At 71.3% G+C, this 20,995-nt stretch carries 19 protein-coding genes; 10 read left to right on the top strand and 9 right to left on the bottom strand.

Going from position 1 to position 20,995, the window contains the following annotated elements; genetic code table 11:
- Positions 1-58: 58 nt before the first annotated feature.
- Complete coding sequence (locus ACWENQ_RS30430) at positions 59-760, top strand: PIG-L deacetylase family protein (RefSeq protein WP_449919976.1); 702 nt, start codon at positions 59-61, stop codon at positions 758-760.
- 51 nt (positions 761-811) lie between these two features.
- Entirely contained in the window at positions 812-1,558 is a 747-nt protein-coding gene (locus ACWENQ_RS30425) for an ABC transporter permease (RefSeq protein ID WP_449919973.1), read from the top strand.
- On the opposite strand, the gene ACWENQ_RS30420 is transcribed toward ACWENQ_RS30425, so the two are convergent.
- From ACWENQ_RS30420 to ACWENQ_RS30395, 6 genes are all read right to left on the bottom strand, one after another.
- Positions 1,500-2,180 carry a CPBP family intramembrane glutamic endopeptidase gene (locus tag ACWENQ_RS30420; RefSeq protein WP_449919972.1) on the bottom strand — a complete coding sequence of 227 codons (681 nt, stop codon included), beginning with the start codon at positions 2,178-2,180 and terminating at the stop codon, positions 1,500-1,502. The two genes, ACWENQ_RS30425 and ACWENQ_RS30420, sit on opposite strands and share 59 nt — an antisense overlap.
- A 9-nt stretch (positions 2,181-2,189) precedes the next feature.
- On the bottom strand, positions 2,190-2,453 hold the full coding sequence (locus ACWENQ_RS30415; RefSeq protein WP_354906309.1) for a WhiB family transcriptional regulator: 264 nt from the start codon (positions 2,451-2,453) through the stop codon (positions 2,190-2,192).
- 62 nt (positions 2,454-2,515) lie between these two features.
- On the bottom strand, positions 2,516-3,196 hold the full coding sequence (locus tag ACWENQ_RS30410; RefSeq protein WP_452417275.1) for a neutral zinc metallopeptidase: 681 nt from the start codon (positions 3,194-3,196) through the stop codon (positions 2,516-2,518).
- Positions 3,197-3,301: 105 nt separating this feature from the next.
- Positions 3,302-4,702, bottom strand: coding sequence for a glutamate--cysteine ligase (locus tag ACWENQ_RS30405; protein WP_354906312.1), 1,401 nt, complete (start codon positions 4,700-4,702; stop codon positions 3,302-3,304).
- A gap of 140 nt (positions 4,703-4,842) precedes the next feature.
- The gene (locus ACWENQ_RS30400) at positions 4,843-5,475 is read right to left on the bottom strand and encodes a response regulator transcription factor (protein WP_354906314.1); all 633 of its coding nucleotides are present in this window, start codon (positions 5,473-5,475) and stop codon (positions 4,843-4,845) included.
- Positions 5,472-6,674, bottom strand: coding sequence for an ATP-binding protein (locus tag ACWENQ_RS30395; RefSeq protein ID WP_452417274.1), 1,203 nt, complete (start codon positions 6,672-6,674; stop codon positions 5,472-5,474). Before ACWENQ_RS30395 ends, ACWENQ_RS30400 begins: the two co-directional genes overlap by 4 nt.
- 124 nt (positions 6,675-6,798) lie before the next feature.
- Between ACWENQ_RS30395 and ACWENQ_RS30390 the strand changes: the two genes are divergently transcribed.
- The 8 genes from ACWENQ_RS30390 (at position 6,799) to ACWENQ_RS30355 (ending at position 17,413) form a co-directional block, all read left to right on the top strand.
- Positions 6,799-8,580, top strand: a complete 1,782-nt coding sequence (locus tag ACWENQ_RS30390; RefSeq protein WP_452417273.1) for a PspC domain-containing protein — start codon at positions 6,799-6,801, stop codon at positions 8,578-8,580.
- Positions 8,570-8,788 (top strand): hypothetical protein, encoded by a 219-nt coding sequence (locus ACWENQ_RS30385; RefSeq protein ID WP_449919960.1) that lies wholly within the window; start codon positions 8,570-8,572, stop codon positions 8,786-8,788. Before ACWENQ_RS30390 ends, ACWENQ_RS30385 begins: the two co-directional genes overlap by 11 nt.
- 138 nt (positions 8,789-8,926) lie before the next feature.
- Positions 8,927-9,394, top strand: coding sequence for a (2Fe-2S)-binding protein (locus tag ACWENQ_RS30380; protein WP_354906321.1), 468 nt, complete (start codon positions 8,927-8,929; stop codon positions 9,392-9,394).
- Positions 9,391-11,781: a xanthine dehydrogenase family protein molybdopterin-binding subunit gene (locus tag ACWENQ_RS30375; RefSeq protein WP_449919958.1), complete on the top strand. Its 2,391-nt coding sequence runs from the start codon at positions 9,391-9,393 to the stop codon at positions 11,779-11,781. Before ACWENQ_RS30380 ends, ACWENQ_RS30375 begins: the two co-directional genes overlap by 4 nt.
- Positions 11,778-12,620 (top strand): FAD binding domain-containing protein, encoded by an 843-nt coding sequence (locus ACWENQ_RS30370; protein ID WP_449919956.1) that lies wholly within the window; start codon positions 11,778-11,780, stop codon positions 12,618-12,620. Before ACWENQ_RS30375 ends, ACWENQ_RS30370 begins: the two co-directional genes overlap by 4 nt.
- 311 nt (positions 12,621-12,931) lie before the next feature.
- On the top strand, positions 12,932-13,603 hold the full coding sequence (locus ACWENQ_RS30365; RefSeq protein ID WP_452417271.1) for an SRPBCC family protein: 672 nt from the start codon (positions 12,932-12,934) through the stop codon (positions 13,601-13,603).
- Between the two features lie 79 nt (positions 13,604-13,682).
- Positions 13,683-16,367: a CDP-glycerol glycerophosphotransferase family protein gene (locus ACWENQ_RS30360; protein ID WP_452417269.1), complete on the top strand. Its 2,685-nt coding sequence runs from the start codon at positions 13,683-13,685 to the stop codon at positions 16,365-16,367.
- Positions 16,364-17,413 (top strand): glycosyltransferase, encoded by a 1,050-nt coding sequence (locus ACWENQ_RS30355; RefSeq protein ID WP_452417268.1) that lies wholly within the window; start codon positions 16,364-16,366, stop codon positions 17,411-17,413. The genes ACWENQ_RS30360 and ACWENQ_RS30355 overlap by 4 nt, the downstream gene beginning before the upstream one ends.
- On the opposite strand, the gene ACWENQ_RS30350 is transcribed toward ACWENQ_RS30355, so the two are convergent.
- The 3 genes from ACWENQ_RS30350 to ACWENQ_RS30340 are packed head-to-tail and all read right to left on the bottom strand — an operon-like array spanning position 17,398 to position 20,877.
- A complete protein-coding gene (locus ACWENQ_RS30350) occupies positions 17,398-18,441 on the bottom strand; it encodes a sulfotransferase family protein (protein WP_354906330.1) in 1,044 nt (347 codons plus the stop codon). The two genes, ACWENQ_RS30355 and ACWENQ_RS30350, sit on opposite strands and share 16 nt — an antisense overlap.
- Positions 18,434-19,342, bottom strand: a complete 909-nt coding sequence (locus ACWENQ_RS30345) for a CDP-alcohol phosphatidyltransferase family protein (RefSeq protein ID WP_354906331.1) — start codon at positions 19,340-19,342, stop codon at positions 18,434-18,436. Before ACWENQ_RS30345 ends, ACWENQ_RS30350 begins: the two co-directional genes overlap by 8 nt.
- A gap of 35 nt (positions 19,343-19,377) precedes the next feature.
- On the bottom strand, positions 19,378-20,877 hold the full coding sequence (locus tag ACWENQ_RS30340) for a glycosyltransferase family 2 protein (RefSeq protein ID WP_452417266.1): 1,500 nt from the start codon (positions 20,875-20,877) through the stop codon (positions 19,378-19,380).
- Positions 20,878-20,995: the final 118 nt, after the last annotated feature.

Here is a 20,995-nt window from a genome sequence, read left to right as displayed (position 1 = left end):
AGGAATGCGCCGCCGTTCCGCTGGGTTGCCTGATTCGTCCCCCATTGAAGGAGTCAATATGGAGTTCGCCCGGGTCCTGGTGGTGACCGCGCATCCCGACGACGTCGACTTCGGCGCGGCGGGCACGATCGCGCAGTTCGTCGACAAGGGCGTCGAAGTGACCTACCTCCTCGTCACGGCAGGCGACGCGGGTGGTCACGAGCGCGAGACCGACGGCGAGGGCATGGCCGAGCTGCGCAGGGCCGAGCAGGCCGCGGCGGCCAAGGCGGTCGGCGTCACCGACGTACGTTTCCTGTCCGGTTACCGGGACGGCAGGGTCGAGCCCACCATCGAGCTGCGCCGCGACATCGCCGGGGTGATCCGTCAGGTGCGGCCCGACCTGGTGATCACGAGCACGCCCGAGCGCAACTACCAGTTCATCGGCCCCAGCCACCCCGACCACCGCGCGGTCGGCGCCGCCACGCTCGACGCCGTCTACCCCGACGCCCGCAACCCCTACGCCTACGAGGAGCTGGCCGGCCTCGAGCCCTGGACGGTCGGCGAGGTGTGGCTGATCGGCAGCATGACCCCCGACCACTGGGTGGACATCACCGAGACCATCGACCGCAAGCTCGCCGCGCTGGCCGCGCACGCCAGCCAGGTCGGGCACCGCGAGGGGTTCGAGGAGTTCGTCCGCGAGCGCTGGGCGGGCATCGCGGTGAAGGGCGGCCTGGGTGAGGGCCGCTACGCCGAGGCCTTCCAGGTGGTCCCCACCGCGTGACCCCAGGCTGCCCAGGAGCGGCCCGCGCCGCTCCCAGGTAGAAACCTGTCCATGGGACTCACGCTCACGCCCGCCCTCGCCGTCACGGTCGTCCTGCTGGCCGGGGGCGGTGCCGCCGTGGCCCGGCTGGGCGGGCTCGGCCACGCCCGCGCCGTCCTCACCGCGAGCCTGCGCGCCGCCCTCCAGCTGGGCGCCGTCTCCCTGGTGATCACCTGGGTGATCGGCGCCCCACCCGCCGTCGCCGGCTTCTTGCTCGTCATGTACGGCGTGGCCGCCGTCACCGCGGGCCGCAGGATCAGCAAGGAACGCCCGTGGCCCGCCGCCCTCCCCATCGCGGCCGGCACCCTGCCGGTCCTGGTCGCGCTGTTCGGCACCGGAGTGGCGCCCATGCGCGGCGTCACCGTCATCCCGATCGCGGGGATCCTGCTCGGCGGCTGCCTGACCGCCACCGCGCTGGCCGGCAGGCGCGCCCTCGACGAGCTGCGCCAGCGCAAGGGCGAGGTCGAGGCCGCGCTGTCGCTCGGTTTCCTCGACCGGGACGCCAACCTGGAGATCTGCCGCCCTGCCGCCGCCCAGGCGCTGATCCCCGCGCTCGACCAGACCAGGACGGTCGGCCTGGTCACGCTGCCCGGCGCGTTCGTGGGGATGCTGCTCGGCGGCGCGCGGCCGCTGGAGGCGGGCGTGGTTCAGCTCGTGGTGCTGGTCGCCCTGCTGGCCGCCGAGGCGGTCGCCGTGCTGGTCACGGTCGAGCTGGTGGCGCGGGGGCGATTCGGGCGAACAGATAGCCCAGCGAGTTAGTGGCCAGATGCAGCAGCGCGGGCGCCAGGAGCCCCCGGTGGCGGCGCAGCTCGCAGAACAGCACGCCCGCCGCCGCCGTGGAGACGACGCTGCCCACCACGACTCTGGCCATGTCGCCGTCGCCGGAGGTCAGCTCCCCGAGTGCCGGGTTGGCGCGGGCCATCTCCATCGAGGGCAGGATGTGCCACAGCCCGAACAGCGTGGACGAGACCGCCGTGGCCGTCACCGTGCCGTGGTCGCGTCGCAGCATGCCGTACAGGGCGCCCCTGAAGCCGACCTCCTCCAGCAGGACCGTGCCGACGGGCACCTGGAGCAGGACCGCCTCGACGACCTCGGCCGTCGACAGCGACAGCGCCCGCTCGTCGTGGAACAGCGCCCGCGTCCGCGGGACGGCGATGCCCGCGGTGTAGCCGGCGGCGACGGTGGCCGCCAGCGCGGCGCCCGCCCTGGCGCCGGGCATGCCGCGGGTGAAGCCGATCTCCTCCCACGACAGGCCCGACTTCCTGGCCATGGCCACCAGGGCGCCGGTGGCCAGCGCGGAGGTGAGGGGGGCGAGCCTGGGGGCGACGCGGTTGTTCATGACGTTGGCCGCGACGAGGACGGCGAGGGAACGAAGCAGCACCCCTGCAGGCTATGCGGTCCGCTGCCGCCATCCGGCGGGGAAGCGCAGCCGTCTGCGTTCGTCGGGGGTGAGCCCGCCCCAGATGCCCTCGGACTCGCCCGCGCGCACCGCGTAGGCCCTGCACTCGGCGAGCACCTGACAACCCGAGCAGACCGCCTTGGCCTGCGCCTCCTGCGCCGGCGACGGCGCGGGAGGGAAGAAGAGATCGGGGTCGCTGGTCCTGCAGGCACCCCGCCGCAACCAGCCGATCTCCTTGACGTTCCCCAGTGGCATGCGTTCACGCTAGACCGCCCGACCGGCGGCCGCATCACCCTTGAGGCGTACTTCCGCCTACGTCAGCAGGAACCCACGCCCTTGGTGTAGCCCGTCGTGAAGGCCTGCTGCCGCTGCTGCGCGGTGCCGTGGGCGTCGGGGCTGAACCAGTCGTCGTCGGGGTCGCCCGCCTCCTGCAGGTTGAGCATCAGCTCCTTGTCGTCGCCCGGCTCGGCGCTCAGCACGTCGGCCTTCACCAGCCCGGCCAGCGCCGCGCCCGCGTAGCAGTCCGCCTGCAGCTCGTACTGCACGTTGAGCTCGAACTCCGTGCCCAGCTGCGCCTGTACGGCATGGCCGATCTCGTGCGGGATAATCAGATAGGTGGAGCCGTCGCCGAGCTGCTTCCACAGCTGCTCCATCCAGTCCTTGTCGTAGGCGATGAAGTGGCCCTCGGGGCAGTAGAAGGCGTTGCCCGACGCGGCCGGCTCGCCGCCGCACGCTGGGCCCTTGTCGCCCCGGTAGGGGATGAACTCGGTGATCGGCCGGTAGACGCGGCCGATCGATCGAAACTGCGCGGCCCAGAACTGCTCGGTATAGGTCTGGGCGAGCTGAACGTCCTCCTCGAAGGTGTCGCCCTGGACGCCGGCGCTCGAGCTCGCGCCGGCGCTCGAGCTCGCGCCGGCGGTCGAACTCCCGCCGGCGCTGCCGCCGCACGAGGCGAGCAGCAGCATCAGGAGGGCGGCTGTCAGGAGACGCGCGGTCATAGCTCCATCCTGCCTGGCAGGCTCGGGACACGCGCCGTTGGGGGCGGGCGCGGGCAACGGCGGGACAGGGGGCCGGGGCTCCAGGGGTTCCAGGGTTACGCGATGTCAGAGGGTCCACGCGTGGGCGGGCTCGTTGGCGTGCATGCGGTCGATGTACTCCAGCGTCATCCTGCGCAGCGCCTCCCGCCGCTCCCCGCCGAACGCCTGGACCGCCTCCACCTGCCAGGTCGCTCCCGTCCTGCCCAGCAGGCAGCGTCCCTCGATCACCCCGAGCAACCGCTCGGCGACCGGGGTGTCGACGCCCCACTGCGCGAGCCCCTCGGCCGCCATGGGCAGCAGCCTGCGCAGGATCAGCTCGGCCGCCGGGACGTCGCCGAGCCCCGGCCAGTACAGCCGGGCGTCGATGCCGTGCCTGGCCGCGCCGGCCAGGTTCTCCTCCGCCGTGGCGAACGACATCTGGCTCCACACGGGCCGCTCGGCGTTGGGCAGCACCCGCATGAGCCCGTAGTAGAAGGCCGCGTTGGCCGCGATGTCCAGGACCGAGGGGCCCGCCGGCAGGACGCGGTTCTCCACGCGCAGGTGCGGGGTGCCGTCGACGACGGCGTAGACGGGCCGGTTCCACCGGTAGATGGTGCCGTTGTGCAGGGTCAGCTCGTCGAGGGATGGGATGCGTCCCGCCGCCAGCTCCTCGTGCGGGTCCTCGTCGGAGCAGATCGGCAGCAGCGCGGGGAAGTAGCGGACGTTCTCCTCGAACAGGTCGAAGACGCTGGTGATCCATCGCTCGCCGAACCACACGCGGGGCCGTACCCCCTGGCTCTTGAGCTCGGTGGGACGGGTGTCGGTGGCCTGCTCGAACAGCGCGATCCTGGTCTCCCTGTGCAGCTCCTTGCCGAACAGGTAGGGCGAGTTGGCCGCGACGGCCACCTGCGGGCCCGCGATGGCCTGGGCGGCGTTCCAGTGGGCGGCGAACGCCTCGGGGCTGACCTGCAGGTGCAGCTGGACGCTGGTGCAGGCGGCCTCGGGGGTGATGCTGTCGGCGTAGGTGTCGAGCCGTTCGACGCCCTCGATGAACAGGTGCAGGTCCTCCCCCCTGGCGGCGAAGATCTGCTCGTTGAGCAGCTTGTAGCGCGGGTTGGCCGACAGGGTGCCCTCGTGGGTGTCCTCCTGGTGGAGGGTCGGCAGGATGCCGATCAGGACCAGGTGGCCGCCCTGGGTCCGGGCGTGTTCCTCGGCGTGGTTGAGCTTGGCGCGCACCGTCTCCTCGAGGCGGAGCGCGCCGTCGCCCTGGAGGCTCTGCGGCGCGATGTTGATCTCGACGTTGAACTGGCCGAGCTCGGTGGCCCAGTTGGGCTGGGCGATGGCCGCCAGGACCTGCGCGTTGCGCATCGCGGGCTCGCCGCGCTCGTCGACCAGGTTGAGTTCGATCTCCAGCCCGGCCTGGGGCCGGTCGAACTCGAAGCGCGACTCCCGCAGCATCTGGGCAAACGTGTCCAGATTTCTCCGCACTTTGTCACGGTAATTCCGTCGATCATCTCGACTGAACACGACGACTGGCACGTCTCTGCCCATATCCGCAATGTCGCATGAGACCCGGGCTCCTTCAAGGCTCGGACCCCTCGCGACCTCGGCGAAGTCGTCAACCGCCCTTACACGAGGCGCCTGGCGGTGGCCCAGCGCGACAGCTCGTGCCGGTTGGACAGCTGGAGCTTGCGGAGCACCGACGACACGTGGGTCTCCACGGTCTTGACGGAGATGAACAGCTCCTTGGCGATCTCCTTGTAGGCGTAGCCGCGCGCGATCAGCCGCAGGACCTCGCGCTCGCGCTGGGTGAGCGAGTCGAGCTCGGGATCGATGGAGGGCGCCTCCGTCGAGGCGAAGGCGTCGAGCACGAACCCCGCCAGCCGGGGGGAGAACACCGCGTCGCCGTCCGCGACCCGGCGGATGGCGTCGGTCAGCTCGCGGCCGCTGATGTTCTTGGTGACGTAGCCGCGCGCCCCGCCCCTGATCACGCCGATCACGTCCTCGGCGGCGTCGGAGACCGACAGGGCGAGGAAGCGCACCTGCGAGCCCGCGCCGAGCACCCTGCGCAGCACCTCCTGGCCGCCGCCGCCCGGCATGTGCACGTCGAGCAGCACCACGTCGGGCTCGAGCGCGGCGACCGCCTTCACCGCCGACTCGACGTCCTCGGCCTCGCCCACGACCTGGATCGAGTCGCCCAACTCGGCCCGGACGCCGGAGCGGAACAGCCGATGGTCGTCGACGATCAGCACGCGAATCATTTCTCCACCTTCATGGTCAACATCACTTCCGTGCCCTCGCCGGGCTCGGTGCGCACCCTGGCGCTGCCGCCGTGGCGCTCCATTCTCCCGATGATGGACTCCCTGATCCCCATGCGATCCAGCGGCACCTCGTCCAGGTCGAAGCCCTTACCCCGATCTTTCACGAAAATTGTGACTTCTTCACCCTCCACCTCCGCATAAACGGAGATGACCGGGCTATCAGAATATTTCGCCGCGTTGACCATGGCCTGCCTCGACGCCTTGAGCATCGCGGCCAGCCTGCCGCCCGAGTCGAGATCGACGTCGCCGACGCAGACGACCTCGATCGGCACGCCGTGGGCGTCCTCCTCCTCCGCCGCGATCCGCCGTACGGCGGCGGCGAGCGTGGCGTCGGCGTCCTGGGCCGGCTGGTACAGCCAGTTGCGCAGGTCGCGCTCCTGCGCCCGCGCCAGCCTGGTGACCTCGCGCGGATCGTGCGACACGCGCTGGATCAGGGTGAGGGTGTGCAGCACCGAGTCGTGCACCATCGCGGCGACCTCGGCGCGCTCCTCCTGCCTGATCCGCTCGCGCCGTTCGAGCTGCAGTTCCTTCCACAGGCCGGCCAGCCACGGCGCGGCGATGACCGCGAGACCGCCGACGACGACGGCCGTGTAGAGCAGTCCGGGCCTGGCGGCGTCCAGCTCCCCCTCGAGGAAGAGGAAGCCGATCGCGCCGGCGACCACCAGGATCACGCCGAGCAGCGTGCGCACCCGGTTCTGGCGCATGCCCTTGGTGGCCCCGCTGACCCAGCTCTGGCGCCGCTCGGGATCGGCCTGCTGCCACAGGATGAGCGCCCCGATGCCGCCCACCGCGAACGGCACCATGCCGAGCCCGCCCTTGGACGCGCCGGTGAGCCACCCGAACGCGAACAGCGCCACGCCGATCGCGGTGAAGGCGGCCAGCTGGCTCCAGTCGCGCGGGGGCACCGCGCCCTCGTGCTGCCTGCGCGGCGTGATCATCCACAGGACGGCGTAGGCGACGACGCCCACCCCGTCCACGACGCTGAGCAGCACGAAGCTCAGCCTGATCACGATGGGGTCCAGCTTGAGCTGGGTGGCCAGCGCCTGGGCCACGCCGCCCACGAGCCGGCCCTCCAACGGACGGATCAGGCGGGGAAAGGGCGCGTCGTCCGTCTCGCGCAGAGTCTGTTGGTCAGCCATAACACCGCAATAGTCACACGTCGCGGCCTCGCGGGCATCAGGGAAGAGCCCTGGTTCGTCTTCTCGGGGTCGCCTCAGGGGAGTCCCGGATGCGGGCCGGCACCCGGCACGCCACCATGGTGTCATGACCGAAGCGCCGCCCATCGACCAGGCAGCCCCGCCTCGCGTGCTCAAGAGGAGCGACGAGGGCAGGATGCTCACCGGCGTCTGCGCGGGCCTCGGCCGTTACACGCGGATCGACCCGGTGGTCTTCCGCGTCGGTTTCCCCATGCTGGTGCTGGGTTCCGGCATCGGCCTGTTCCTGTACGTCGCCGCCTTCCTGCTCATGAAGGAGAGCAACGGCCGTCCCGGCTACGTCGAGCAGTGGACCAGGCGCGACTTCGACGCCGAGACCGTGTTCGCGCTGCTGACCGGGATCGCGGGGTTCGGCCTCATCGTCAACCTGGCCACGGTGTGGCTGGGCACCGGCACGCTGGTGGTCGCCACGCTGATGGCGATCACGCTGCTGACCGCGCACGCCAGGGGAATGGACCTGCCGGCTCTGGCGCGGTCGCTGCCGGAGCGGCTCAACCGCAGGACCGAGCCGCTCGCCCCGGAGGACATCGGCCACGGCCCTGCGCCGACCGGCCTGCGCAGGGAGCCGGCGCCGGTCAGGCGCGAGGCCCCGCCGACGACGTCGTTCGCGACGGCGGCCTTCCGCACGCCCCCGGCGCCCGGCACGCAGGCCCCGGTCACCCCGCCGGCCGGCGACGCGCCACAGCCTCAGGAGGTCCGGCACGCCGAACCGGTCCGGCCCGCCGACGAGGACCAGCACACTCAGCAGATCCAGGGCGCCCAGGACATCCAGGAGACCCAGGACATCCAGGAGACCCAGGACGTCCGGGAGACCCCGGATGTCCAGGAGACCCGGGAGGACCGGGACAGCGGGGAGGGGGCGGACCTGCGGGGTCCGGCGCCCGAAGAGGGGCACCGGCCCGGCGCCGATCGACCCGCCGCCCCTGAGCCGCAGCCGACCGTCGAGATCCACCAGCCGCCGGCGTGGCAGGCGAGCCGAGAGGCCGAGCGGCCGGCGCCGACCCGGGTCAACGAGATCCCCGTGGCGGAGCCGTACGGGCCGCCCGTGCCGCCGCGCCGCCAGGCTCCCCCGCCGCGGCAGCCCGCCTACTCCTACGGCGAGCCGTTCGCGCCGCACGGTCCCTTCCAGCCGCTGGACCCCCGCAGGCGCGCCGGCTACTCGCCCTACGACCTGAGCCGGTACGGCCCGCAGGTCGACACCCCGCGCCCCAGGCGACGCAGGTCGTTCACCGGCGTGATCACCGTCCTGCTGGCATTGATCGTTGGAGGGATCGTCGTGGCGGCCCAAGCCACCTCAGGATCCACCGCCCCCAGCCTCACCGCCGTGGGCGGCGCCATGCTCATCACCATCGGCGCGGGCCTGCTGGTGGCCACCTGGCTCGGCCGCGGGGCCGGGCTCATCGCGCTCGGCACCGTGCTGACGCTCATCATCAGCGTGAGCCTGATGCTCGGCAACCTGCCCGGGAAGATCGGCACGTCCACCTGGACGCCGACGACGATGGCCGAGGTCCGGCGCACCTACGAGGTGGGCATCGGCGACGGCACGCTGGACCTGTCGGAGCTGAAGCTCTCACCTGGCGCGAAGGTGACGTTCAACGCCAAGCTGGCCGTCGGCGAGCTCGTCGTGATCGTCCCGCCGACGGCGCGGGTCGAGGTGCACGCCACCTCGAGGGTGGGCGACGTCAAGGTCGGCCCGTCGTTCGAGGGCGGCACGGACGTGGAGGTCGACAGGGTGCTCGAGCCCGAGACCCCGCCGAAGGGCGAGCCGCCCACCATCGTGCTGAACCTCAAGGGCGGCCTGGGTGACATGGAGGTGCGCGTTGCGGCGTGACCCGTACCTTCCGCAGCCCTCCCGGCAGCCGCTGCTGCACCGCACCGACTGGATGGCTCTGCTCAGCGGCATCCTGTTCGTGGTCCTCGGCATCCTGCTGGTGACGGGCGTCATCAGAGACTTCGTCCTGCTGCTGGCGCTGCTGTTCGGCTGCCTGGGGCTGGCCGGTGTCGTCGCCGTCGTCGCGCGGTCGGTGCGCCGCACTTGACCTGGCGTTAGTTAGGCGTACGTTCCATTTATCGATGAGAAACGCCCCCCGGACCGCCGCCTCGCTCCGAGCGGGCGCATCACCGCGGCGGCCCGGCACGCGCCTTTCTCGCCGACCTCAGGAATCGAGGGAGGACGTATGCCTCGCATCTCCGTCACCGTCGACGGGATCCGCTACGAGGAGGACGTGGAGCCGCGGCTCCTCCTCGTGCACCTGCTCCGAGATCGTCTGGGAAAGACCGGGACTCCCGTCGGCTGCGACACCAGCAACTGCGGCGCCTGCACCGTCATGCTCGACGGCAAGAGCGCGAAGAGCTGCTCCGTGCTCGCCGTACAGGCGGACGGCGCGGAGGTCGTCACCATCGAGGGCCTGGCGTCCGACGGCACCATGCACCCGATGCAGCAGGCCTTCCACGAGGAGCACGCGCTGCAGTGCGGCTACTGCACGCCCGGCATGGTCATGGCCGCGATCGACCTGGTCAACCACAACCCGGACCCGTCGGAGGAGGCCATCAGGGAGGGTCTCGAGGGCAACCTCTGCCGGTGCACCGGCTACTGCAACATCGTCAGAGCGGTACGGCGAGGGGCGGCGGTGAGGACGCCATGACCGAAGAACTCGACGCCGGCCTGGTGGCCGAGCAGGTGGCCGAGAGCGGCCAGCTGTCCGAGCCGGCCGACGGCCGGGAGGTCGGCAGGGCGCGCAGGCGCAAGGAGGACGCCCGCCTGCTGACCGGACGCACCCAGTGGACCGACAACATCCAGCTGCCCGGCATGCTGTACGTCGCCTTCAAGCGCAGCCCCATGGCGCACGCCAGGATCACCGGCGTGGACGTCTCGGCGGCGAAGGACATGCCGGGCGTGGTGGCCGTCTTCAGCGGTCAGGACTTCGCCGGCGAGCAGGGCAGCCTGCCGTGCGCGTGGCCGGTGAGCGAGGACGTCGTCATCCCCGACCACCCGCCGATGGCGGTGGAGACGGTGCGCTACCCGGGCGAGGCCGTCGCCTGCGTGGTGGCCACCGACCGTTACCTGGCGGCCGACGCGCTGGACGCCATCGATGTCGACTACGAGCCGCTGCCGGCCGTCATGGACATGAGGCAGGCGCTCACCGACGCGGGCCCGAAGGTCCACGAGGCCGGGAACAAGGCCTTCACCTGGACGTTCGCCCAGGGCGACATGGAGGCGGCGCTCAGGGACGCGCCCGTGCTCGTCGAGCGCACCTACGTCCAGCAGCGCCTCATCCCGTCGGCGATGGAGCCGCGCGCGGTGGTGGCGACCACCGACGGCGACGGCTTCACGCTGTGGACCGCGACGCAGGTCCCGCACGTGCTGCGGGTGATGCTGGCGCTCACGACGGGCGTGCCCGAGCACAAGCTGCGCGTCATCGCGCCCGACGTGGGCGGCGGGTTCGGCTCCAAGCTGCAGGTCACCGCGGAGGAGGTGCTCTGCCTGCTGCTCACCAGGAAGCTCGGCAAGCCGGTCAAGTGGACCGAGTCGCGCTCCGAGGGCAACCTGACCGTGCACCACGGCCGCGACCAGATCCAGCACGTCACGCTGGCCGCCGAGTCCGACGGCAGGATCAGGGGGGTGAAGGTCGAGCTGCTCGCCGACATGGGGGCCTACCTCATGCTGGTCACGCCCGGCGTGCCGCTGCTCGGGGCCTTCATGTACAACGGCATCTACAAGATGGACGCCTACAGCTTCGACTGCACGGGTGTCTTCACCACCAAGATGCCGACCGACGCCTACCGCGGCGCGGGCCGTCCCGAGGCCACCTACGCCATCGAGCGGGTCATGGACGAGCTGGCCGCCGAGCTCGGCCTCGACCCCATCGAGGTGCGCAGGCGCAACTGGATCAGGCACGAGGAGTTCCCGTACACCACGATCGCGGGGCTCACCTACGACTCGGGCAACTACGAGGCGGCCACCGAGAAGGCGCTGGCCCTGTTCGGCTACGACAAGCTGCGCGCCGAGCAGGCCGACAGGCGCGACAGGGGCGACCCCGTCCAGCTCGGCATCGGCGTCAGCACCTACACCGAGATGTGCGGCCTGGCGCCCAGCAGGGTGCTCGGCTCGCTCAGCTACGGCGCGGGCGGCTGGGAGCACGGTTCGGTGCGCATGCTGCCCACCGGCAAGGTCGAGGTCGTCACCGGCACCTCGCCGCACGGCCAGGGCCACGAGACCGCGTGGAGCCAGATCGTGGCCGACTCGCTGGGCGTGCCGTTCGAGGACGTCGCGGTCATGCACGGCGACACCGCGATCTCGCACAAGGGCATGGACACCTACGGCTCGCGCTCGCTCGTGGTGGGCGGCATGGCCGTCCTGAAGGCCTGCGAGAAGGTCAAGGAGAAGGCCCGCCGGCTGGCCGCGCACGCGCTGGAGTGCTCCCCCGACGACCTCGAGTTCACCCGCGGCGCCTTCACGGTGAAGGGCACCACGTCGAGCAAGACGATCCAGGAGCTGGCGCTGGCCGCCTTCGCCGCTCACGACCTGCCCGACGGCGTGGAGCCCCGGCTCGACGCCGACGCCACGTTCGACCCGGAGAACTTCTCCTTCCCGCACGGCACGCACCTGTGCGCGGTCGAGGTCGACACCGAGACCGGCCTGACGAAGATCCGTAAGTACGTGGCGGTCGACGACGTCGGACACGTGGTCAACCCGCTGATCGTCGAGGGTCAGGTCCACGGCGGCCTCGCCCAGGGCATCGCGCAGGCGCTGTTCGAGGAGGCCGTCCACGACGCCGACGGCAACCTGTTGACCGCGACCATGGCCGACTACCTGGTGCCGTCGGCCGCCGACCTGCCCGACTTCGTCACCGACAGGACCGAGACGCCCGCGACGTCCAACCCGCTCGGCGTCAAGGGGGTCGGCGAGGCGGGCACGATCGCCTCGACTCCGGCCGTCGTCAACGCCGTCGTCGACGCCCTGCGGCCGAGAGGCGTCCACGACATCCAGATGCCATGCACGCCCGAACGGATCTGGAGGGCCATCCGATGATTCCGGCCCAGTTCGACTATCTGCGCCCCACCTCCCTCCGGGAGGCGAGCGAGGCGCTGGCCGCCGACGAGGACGCGAAGGTCCTCGCCGGGGGGCAGTCGCTGCTGCCGCTGCTGCGCCTGCGGCTGTCGTACCCGTCGCTGCTGGTGGACGTCAGCAGGATCGAGGAGCTGGCCGGCATCCGCGACGAGGGCGAGCACGTCTTCATCGGCGCGACGGCCACGCACGACGAGGTGATGCGCTCGGCCGTGGTCACCTCCGGCTGCCCGCTGGTGGCCATGGCCGTCGCCACCGTCGCCGATCCCGCGGTACGGCACCGCGGCACCTTCGGCGGTTCCCTGGCCCACGCCGACCCGGCGGGCGACCTGCCCGCGGTGGCGCTCGCGCTGGAGTGCGTGCTGGTCACCTCGTCGAGGGAGATCCCCGCCGCGGACTTCTTCCTCGACTACCTGGAGACGGCGCTCGAGCCGGGGGAGATCCTGGTGGGTGTCAGGGTGCCCAAGCTGGGGCCGGGGTGGGGCTTCCACTACGAGAAGTTCCACCGTACGGCGCAGGCCTGGGCGATCGTCGGCGTGGCGGCGGCGGTCCGCAGGTCCAACGGCTCGATCCAGGAGGCGCGGATCGGGCTCACCAACATGGGGCCGACGCCGCTGCGCGCCGGCGCGACGGAGGCGGCGCTGCGGGGGGCCGAGCTCGGCGACGCGGTCGCGCAGGCGTGCGCGGCGGCGGCGGAGGGCACCTCCCCCACGGCCGACCTGCACGCCCAGCCCGACTACCGGCGGCACCTGGCCCAGGTGCTGACGCGGCGGGCGGTGCTGGCGGCGACCGGCGCCCCCTGACCCACCCGGTTCCCGAGGGCGCCCCGTGCCACCGGTTTCGAGGGCGCCGCGAGCCACCGTTCCTGAGGGCACCTCGATACGCCGGGGTGTCCTCGGGGCGGGCCGTTCCGGGGGACGGCCGGGCGCGGGCTGCCCGGAGTGCCTGATCGCCGCCGCCGAGGGCAGATGCGTCCTGCGAGGAACCGGCGCGTGCGGTCCTGCGGAGCAGGCGGTCCTGCCGATTCCCTCGTACGGGTCCGGAGGGTAGCCGTCGAAGGGCGCGGGGGACGAGGCTGAGAGAGCGTGAGCAGACAGGTGGAAGGAGCGGATCGATGGCGATGCGGTTCGAGCACGAGTTCACGGTTCCTGTCCCGATCGAGCAGGCCTGGGCGGCGCTGCTCGACGTCGAGCGCGTGGCGCCGTGCCTGCCGGGGGCGACGCTCGACACCGTCGAGGGGGAGGAGTTCACCGGCCGGATGAAGGTGAAGGTGGGCCCGATCACCGTCACCTACCGGGGCGGCGCCAGGTTCGAGGACGTCGACAAGGACGCCTACGCCCTCACGCTCGGCGCCTCCGGCAAGGAGGCGCGCGGTTCGGGCACCGCCAGCGCCACGGTCACCGCCCGGCTGACCCCGTCGGACGGCGCCACCACGGTGAAGGTCGAGACCTCGTTCAACGTCACGGGACGGCCCGCGCAGTTCGGCAGGGGCGTCATGGCGGAGGTGGGCGCCAAGATCATCGACACGTTCGCGGCGAACCTGGCCGAGCTGCTGGGCGAGCCCGCCGCCGAGGAGCGCCATCTGGCGGCGGTCCCGGAGATCGAGGAGGAAGAGCAGGACGTCCGGCCGAGCGGCACGCTGCGCACCTCGCGCACACCCGACGAGGAGGCGCTCGACCTGCTGGAGATCGCCGGAGCGCCGCTGCTCAAGAGAATCGCGCCCATTGTCGGGGCAATTGTCGGAATAGCCCTAGTTGTGTGGCTAATCCGGCGAATTGTCCGGTAAAAAGGCCATCAAGTCACGACACTTGGGCAATTGCAGGGGAATGTCTTTTTCGAGCCTCAGGACTCGGGGGAGAACACGCATGCCGGACTGCACCGTTGTCGTGATCACCTACAACGACGCCGCCCGCCTCCCCCGGGCGGTCCGCTCCGTGCTCGACCAGACGCTCCGCGACCTCGAAGTGATCATCTGCGACGACGCGAGCACCGACGACACCCCGCGCGTGGCCGGGGCTCTCACGCGCGCCGACCCCCGGGTGCGCTACGTGCGCAGGCAGGTCAACTCGGGCGGATGCGGAGCGCCGCGCAACGACGGGCTCGACGCGACGCTCTCGCCGTACGTGATGTTCCTCGACAGCGACGACACGCTGCCGCGGCACGCGTGCAAGAGCCTGCTCACCGAGATCGAGCGGACCGGCGCCGACTTCGTCTCGGGACAGATCGCGCGGCTGTACGAGCCGAGTGGCCGGACCCACCGCTACTACCCGCACCTGTTCGCGAAGCGGCGGGTGGTCGAGGGCATCCGCGAGGAGCCTGAACTGTTCCTCGACTGCTTCACCACCAACAAGCTGTTCGACGTGTCGTTCCTGCGCCGTCACGCGCTGCGCTTCCCCGAGGACATCCTCTACGAGGACCACGTCTTCGGCGCCGAGATGTACTGCACGGCGCGCAGGTTCGCGGTCGTGCCGTGGACCGTCTACCACTGGCACAGGCCGCAGGACGGCACCTCCATCTCGATGAGCACCAAGGAGATGGACAACGTCCGTCACCGCCTCGAGGCGGCCAGGCGCAGCGACGCGGTGCTGCGCGCGCACGGGTTCGGCGACCTGGTGCCCGATCGGCAGTACCGCTTCGTCCGCCAGGACCTGCGCGTCTACCTCAACCCGCTGCCCTCGCGCGACGTGGCGTGGGCCGCGGAGTTCGCCGGGGTGGTCAGGCCGTACCTCGCCCGGATCCCCGGCGAGGTGCTGGAGCGGCTGCCCGCCACGGCGCGGGTGTGCTGCCACCTGATCCTCGCCGGCAGGGCCGAGGACCTGCGCGTGGCCGCCAGGTCGCTGAACGGCCCGCAGGCGCCGCCGCGCGAGGTCGTCACGCGCGGCGGGCGCACGTACTGGGGCCGCACCCCGGCGCCCGGCATGGACATCACCGCGCTGCACCTGGCCGAGCTGCCCTACACCGCCTCCAGGCTGCGCCACGAGGTGGTCGCGCTCGCGTCGGCGGGCACGCGGATGCGGCTGCGGGTGCGCACCTACGACCCCTTCGGGGTCCTCACGGCGGCGCCCGGGTGGACCGCGTCCCTGCGGTGCGGCACCGTCAGGGCGCCGCTGTCCCCCGTGCCCGACCCCGACGGCGGCTACCTCAGCGAGGTCACCGTCGATCTGGCCAGGCTGCGGGGACGGGGTGACCCGCGCATCGGCTTCACCGGACCCGACGGCCGCACCACGACGGACGTGCTGCTCGCCGACCCCTGCATGGCGCCGTTCACCCTCCGCCACCTGCGGATCAGCGCCGAGGGCAGCGCGGGCCAGCTGTGCGTGCGCCCGCGGCGCACGCCGCGCGTGGCGCTCTCCCGGCTGAAACGGGGCGTGCTCAGGAGACTGGGCATGCCCCGGATGAAGCTGGCCGCCTACAAGGCGCTGATCAGGCTGGTCCCGCCCCGCCCTGACCTGGCCCTGTTCGAGGCCGACTGCGGCAAGGGCTACACCGGCAGCCCCCGCGCCGTCTACGAGGAGGTACGACGCCGCGGCCTGCCCGTCAGCGTCGTCTGGTCGGTCGCCCGCGGCCGGGCCGACTTCCCCTCCGACGCCGCCCTCGTCCGGCGCGGCAGCTGGCGCTACGTCTGGACGATGGCCCGCGCGGGCGTCTGGGTCGACAGCCACGGCTTCCCCCTCGACCACCCCAAGCCGCGCGGCACCCGCTACCTGCAGACCTGGCACGGCCAGGGCATCAAGTCGATCGGTTTCGACGCCCCCGACCTGCGCGCCGACCTGCCCGGCCCGCGCGAGCAGTGGCGCGCGGCCGTCGCCCGATGGGACGCGCTGATCTCGCCCAGCGCCGAGTTCTCCCGCTACTTCGTGCCCGCCCTCGGCTACGAGGGCCGTGTCCTGCGGTACGGCACGCCGCGCTGCGACGCGCTGGTGCGCGGCCGGCCGCCGGAAGGCGTGCGCGAGCGGCTGGAGATCCCGCCGGGACGCAAGATCCTCCTCTACGCGCCCACGTACCGCGACGGCGCCAAGGGCTCGGGCGCCTCGGTGCGCGTGGACCTGGAGGAACTGGCCGAGGCGCTGTCGGGCGAATGGGCGCTGATCCTGCGCACCCACCCCGTCGAGCGCTACCAGGTGCCCCCGCACCTGCGCCACTTCGTCACGCCGGCCGGCTCCTATCCGGAGATCAACGACCTGATCCTGATCTCCGACGCGCTGCTGACCGACTACTCGTCCGTGATGTGTGACTACGCGGTGACGGGCAAGCCGATGCTGTTCTTCGTCGACGACTGGGACGAGTACCGGCTGACCGAGCGCGGCGTCAACACCGACCTGCCCGCCATCGCGCCGGGCCCGTGCGTCACCACGACCGCCGAGCTCGTCGAGTGCCTGCGCCACCTGCCCGCGGTGCACGCCTCCTTCGCCGCCAGGTACGCCGCGGCGCGCAGGCTGTGGTGCGAGGAGGAACGGGGTGACGCCGCCGCCAGGGTCGTGGCCGACTTCTTCCGGGCGCCGCTCGCCGTACCTGTGGCCGAGCGGTCCCCGCTGCCGGGGGCGACGTGAGCGGGCCGCTGGTGTTCGCCTGCGTGGACGCCGACACCCTCGGCGGCATCCAGCAGGTCACCCACACGCTCGCGCAGGGTCTGGCGGAGCGCGGCCACGAGGTGCACGTCGTGGGCCTGCACCGGGCGCGGGATCCGTTCCGGTACGTCGCGCGGCCGCTCTACCGGCGGCACGTGGTCAACCGGTCCTCCCGGGCGTCGCGGTTCGAAGGAGCGCGGCTGCGCAGGCTGTTGACCGGGATCGGGCCCGGCTTCGCCGTCCTGACCTCGCCGGGAGTGGTGACGCGGCTGTCGGGGCTGCTGCCCGCCCGAACGCGCACCATCGGCCAGTACCACGGCTCCTACCAGCACGCCCGCATCTGCTCGCACCTGGGTTCGATCAGGAAGCACTACGGCGGTCTCGACCAGGCCGTCTTCCTCAGCGAGGACGACGCGCGGCTGTTCGCCGAGCACGCGCTGCTGCCCAACACCTGGTCGCTGCCCAACCCCCTGCAGGGCTGGCCCGGCGCGCGGGCCGAGCTGTCGGCGCCGCGGGTGCTCGGCGTGGGCAGGCTGGCGGGCGTGAAACGGTTCGACCGGCTGATCAGCGCTTTCGCCGAGGCGGCGGCCCCGCCATGGGAGCTGCACCTGCTCGGCGACGGGCCCGAGGAGCCGAGGCTGCGCGCCTGGGCGCGGAAGGAGGGCGTCGCCGACCGGGTGGTGTTCCGCGGGCGCGTGCCCGCGGCGGCGATGACGCGGGAGTACCTGTCGGCCTCGATCGTCGCCCTGTCCAGCGAGCACGAGGGCCTGCCGCTGGTACTGATGGAGGCGTCCGCGCACGGCCTGCCCTCGGTCGCCTTCGACGTCTCAGGGGGGGTGCGCTCGATCGGCGGGCTGCTCGCGCCCCCGGGCGACGTGCCCGCCCTCGCCGGACGGCTCGCCGCCCTCATGGGGTCGGCGGACGAGCGGCGGCGCCTTGGCGCCGCCGCTCGCGCCAGGGCCGAGACGTTCCGTCTGGAATCCGTGCTCGACCGCTGGGAGGAGCTGTTCGCTCACATGACGCGCTGAGGGATCTCCGCCTCGGTGCGCTGCTGGGGGACCCCGGCGAGCGAGCGCTGGGTCGAGGTCAGCAGCGCCGCCACGGGACCGGGCTCACGGAAGCGGAGGAACCGGTCGCGCATGCTCTTGCGCAGCCGTGCCCCGCGCCGCTTCTGCATGACCTTCTGCAGGCGGGCGACGTGTTCCATCGCCGCCTGCGGCACGCCGGTCAGCTCGTAGCCGTTGGCCTCGAGCCGCTTGCCGAGCGCCTGCTCGCACAGCCTGATCTCCCACTCGTCGAGGCGCGCCGACCAGCTCCCCACCCGCGACTTCATGACCTCGCCGTGCGTGTTGCTGTGCCATACCTTGTGGACGGGCACCGCGACGCTGGCCACCTCGTGCGGCGAGCACATCGCCGGGTCGAAGTCCTCGTCGAGGAAGTAGCAGAGCTTCTTCAGCTCGGTCGCGGGGTCGTCGGTCAGGTCCTCGTAGCGCAGCTCGTAGTAGCTGTCCTCCGGCATGGTCTTGCGCAGCCGCCTGCCGGCGTCGATCGCCTCCGCCCAGATGGAGATCGCGTGGAAGGAGTCGTGCTTGAACCACGGCATCTCCTTCAGCGAGGAGACGCAGTCGCGACCGTCCCTGATCAGGTGCACGAACTGCGCGTCAGGGAACAGCCTGACCAGCATGTCGACCTGCTTGACGTAGCTCGGGCGCTTGTCGCCCCACCGGGGCTTGCCGAAGCGTTCGGCGTACATCCTGAACGCGATGCCGATCACCGAGCCGAGCGAACCGGGCCCGTCGACCGCCTGCCTGATGAACTCGTCCCTGTCGATGCCCAGCTCGCGGAACTTCGTACGCTCCCCCGACATCCACTCGGCCAGCGCGAGACGGTTGGCGCCCAGCCGCATGTCGCCGAACGAGCGACGCTTGTTGTAGACGGCGCCCACGAACCTGGTCTCCGGCGGCACCGCGATCCTTGGGTGCTGGTGCAGCATGAGCTGCAGCAGCGTGGTACCCGAGCGCGGACAGCCAACGACGAATATCGGCCTGTCAGACATTTAGTGAACCCCCCATTGGCACGTACTCTCGGCTCTCCTCGGGCTTGGGGACCGCGCTGTTGCGGCGGGTGAAGAGCCACATCCGATAGACAAGGAAGATCTCGTTGGTCAGGAACAGGACGCTGATGCCCGCGATGACGGGGATGAGTGACGACTGTCCCAGCAGCGGCGCGATCACGAAGACCGTCGCGTGGAATTCGATGCCGCTGATCACGTGGGATCTGACCCTCCGCCTGGCCATGGCTCTGGTGAGCCTTCGCAGCATCCGGCGCCGTGGCCCGGGTCGCTGCGGCCTCGAGGGCGGTGCCTCCGTCTGGTGCGCCGGTGCCGGCCGCGTCCCCTGCAGCGAACTCGGCTGGCGTACCAGTGGCTGGTGCGCTCTCGGCGCCGGCAGCTGAGGCGGCGTCCTGGAGGCGATCTCCTCTCTGATCGTCTCCCTGACCCGCTTCATCTGCGGCGCGTTGACGTACCTGAACATGTCGAGCACGGCCACGACGGCGCCCAGCACGATGAAGGCGACGTTGCCCGTGGCCGCGTACTGGCCGTAGGCGAGACCGGTGGCGCAGCACAGCTCCCTGATCCTGTCGCCCATGAAGTCGAGCCACAGGCCGAACGGCGTCCCCGTGCCCTTGAGTCGGGCGATCTTGCCGTCGACACAGTCGATCATGAAGCTCAGGTAGAACAGCACCGCCCCCGCGGCGAGCTGACCGGCCGCCAGACACGCGGCCGACGCCATGCCGAGAACCAGCGAGAAGACCGTGAGCCCGTTCGGCGTGATGTTCGTTCGGTTGGCGACGAACAGCGCGACCCGGCAGGCGACCGGGTCCACGAAGTACACGGTCCACCACGAGTCTCTCCGCTTGCATGTCGCGTGGACATCATCGAGCGAGTAGGTCCTCATGGATCCCAGCATGACGACAGCCCGTTGTTCTTCGATTACTCTCTGGAACTACTGGAGAATGTCCATGCTGCTTCTTGACCATCCCGGCACCCCTGGGGCTCCTGGGTAGATCCCCCAGCGTCCAGGTCGTCGTCGTCAGCGCCGTCGAATTGCTCTGCCATGGGCGCCAGCCGAAGGTAGCCGTCCTTGACCAGGTCGCGGTAGGTGGCGCGCACGCCGATCCGCCACGTGCCGCTCTCGAGCGCGGCCGTGTCGATGGCGGCGGTGAAGGTCCTGCGCTTCTTCCAGCGGGCCTTCAACGGCAGCGCGGTCTGGCCGCGTTCCAGCCAGAGCGCGACCTTGACCCTGCGGCCCTCCAGCCGCCTGATGAAGACCTCGCCCTCCAGCTTCAGGCGGCGGCCGTCCCGGGCGGCCTGGCTGATCCTGGCGACGAGCCTGAGCTCCTCGCTGATCTCGTAGACCTTGTAGGGAATGTCCAGCCGCTTGTCGCCGAGGTAGGGGAAGTCGCCGTACCAGCCTTTGGTCTTGCCGCGCAGCTGGACCGCGCGGGGCTCCCCCGCCGCCTTGACGCGGTACTTGCGAACCTCGGCGAGTTCCTTGACCAGTCCCTTGCGGAGCAGGTGCAGTTCGAGGCGGCGCAGCGCGGGAGCCTCCTTCACCACCGAGCGGCGCAGCCCGGACAGCCAGTTCCTGCCCAGTTCGAGCAGCTCGCCGCGGTCGTCGGCGCTGGAGTCGGCGACCGCCTGGAGGAGGAAGGCGGTGTCCTTCTCCAGCACCACGCGGTCGAAGGGCACCACCAGCCGCGGCGCGGCCTCGGCCATGAACCCGCGCACCTGCCTGATCGCCTGGTGGCGCGCCATCAGGTTGGGCAGCTCCTCACGCCGCTGCGTGATCGAGGGCTCCCCGACGTCCCGCTCCCTCCACCGGTAGACGACGTCGGACAGGACGTCGACCTGTTCGGCGGCGACATGCGCCTTGATCGCGACGGACAGGTCCTCGTAGATGCCTTCGGCGAACTCCAGCTCGGCCGCGTCCCAGAAGGAACGCCGGTACACCTTGTTCCACACCGTCCGGTCCCTGACCAGGACGCGCATGCGGGAGATGTGGGTGCGCTCCACACTGCGCCTGAACGGCTTCATGTGCAGCGCCGACGGCGACAGCTCGCCCGAGCGCAGCCGTTCGACGCCGCCGCAGGCCAGGTCGGAGCCGGTCGTTTCGAGGGAGCCGACGAGCGCGTCGTAGGCGCCGGACGGCACCAGGTCATCACTGTCGGCGAAGGCCAGGTAGGTGCCGCTCGCGTGCCGTACACCGGTGTTGCGGGCAGGGCCGGGGCCGCGCCGCTCCTGGGTGACCAGGGTGAATCTGGGGTCCGCCTCGACGAAGGCCGCGGCCATCGCCCGGCTCCCGTCGGTGGACCCGTCGTCCACGAGGATCACTTCGAGATCCCGCAGGGTCTGGGTGGCGAGCGACTCCAGGCATTCGGTGATGTACGGCTCGACATTACAGAACGGCACTATCACGCTGAGCAGGGGCATGCTCGCAGCATGCCTGGCCCATGACCGCCCGGCAGCCGCCATGCCTGTCCCTGATCAGCTCTTTACCCACATGCGAATCCGCTACGTTGGGCATCGACACGAGCACGCTTCGTAGGGG

This window comes from Nonomuraea sp. NPDC004354 (genome assembly GCF_053602555.1).
The sequence above is the reverse complement of the archived record's forward strand: the minus strand, read 5'-3'. Positions and strand labels throughout refer to the sequence as shown.

Bases quoted from the DNA above. Each gene is read 5' to 3' on its own strand.
- ACWENQ_RS30430 (WP_449919976.1), top strand. From the start codon at position 59: ATGGAGTTCGCCCGGGTCCTGGTGGTGACCGCGCATCCCGACGACGTC.
- ACWENQ_RS30425 (WP_449919973.1), top strand. From the start codon at position 812: ATGGGACTCACGCTCACGCCCGCCCTCGCCGTCACGGTCGTCCTGCTG.
- ACWENQ_RS30415 (WP_354906309.1), bottom strand. From the start codon at position 2,453: ATGCCACTGGGGAACGTCAAGGAGATCGGCTGGTTGCGGCGGGGTGCC.
- ACWENQ_RS30410 (WP_452417275.1), bottom strand. From the start codon at position 3,196: ATGACCGCGCGTCTCCTGACAGCCGCCCTCCTGATGCTGCTGCTCGCC.
- ACWENQ_RS30400 (WP_354906314.1), bottom strand. From the start codon at position 5,475: ATGATTCGCGTGCTGATCGTCGACGACCATCGGCTGTTCCGCTCCGGC.
- ACWENQ_RS30395 (WP_452417274.1), bottom strand. From the start codon at position 6,674: ATGGCTGACCAACAGACTCTGCGCGAGACGGACGACGCGCCCTTTCCC.
- ACWENQ_RS30390 (WP_452417273.1), top strand. From the start codon at position 6,799: ATGACCGAAGCGCCGCCCATCGACCAGGCAGCCCCGCCTCGCGTGCTC.
- ACWENQ_RS30380 (WP_354906321.1), top strand. From the start codon at position 8,927: ATGCCTCGCATCTCCGTCACCGTCGACGGGATCCGCTACGAGGAGGAC.
- ACWENQ_RS30375 (WP_449919958.1), top strand. From the start codon at position 9,391: ATGACCGAAGAACTCGACGCCGGCCTGGTGGCCGAGCAGGTGGCCGAG.
- ACWENQ_RS30370 (WP_449919956.1), top strand. From the start codon at position 11,778: ATGATTCCGGCCCAGTTCGACTATCTGCGCCCCACCTCCCTCCGGGAG.
- ACWENQ_RS30365 (WP_452417271.1), top strand. From the start codon at position 12,932: ATGGCGATGCGGTTCGAGCACGAGTTCACGGTTCCTGTCCCGATCGAG.
- ACWENQ_RS30360 (WP_452417269.1), top strand. From the start codon at position 13,683: ATGCCGGACTGCACCGTTGTCGTGATCACCTACAACGACGCCGCCCGC.
- ACWENQ_RS30350 (WP_354906330.1), bottom strand. From the start codon at position 18,441: ATGTCTGACAGGCCGATATTCGTCGTTGGCTGTCCGCGCTCGGGTACC.
- ACWENQ_RS30345 (WP_354906331.1), bottom strand. From the start codon at position 19,342: ATGAGGACCTACTCGCTCGATGATGTCCACGCGACATGCAAGCGGAGA.
- ACWENQ_RS30340 (WP_452417266.1), bottom strand. From the start codon at position 20,877: ATGCCCCTGCTCAGCGTGATAGTGCCGTTCTGTAATGTCGAGCCGTAC.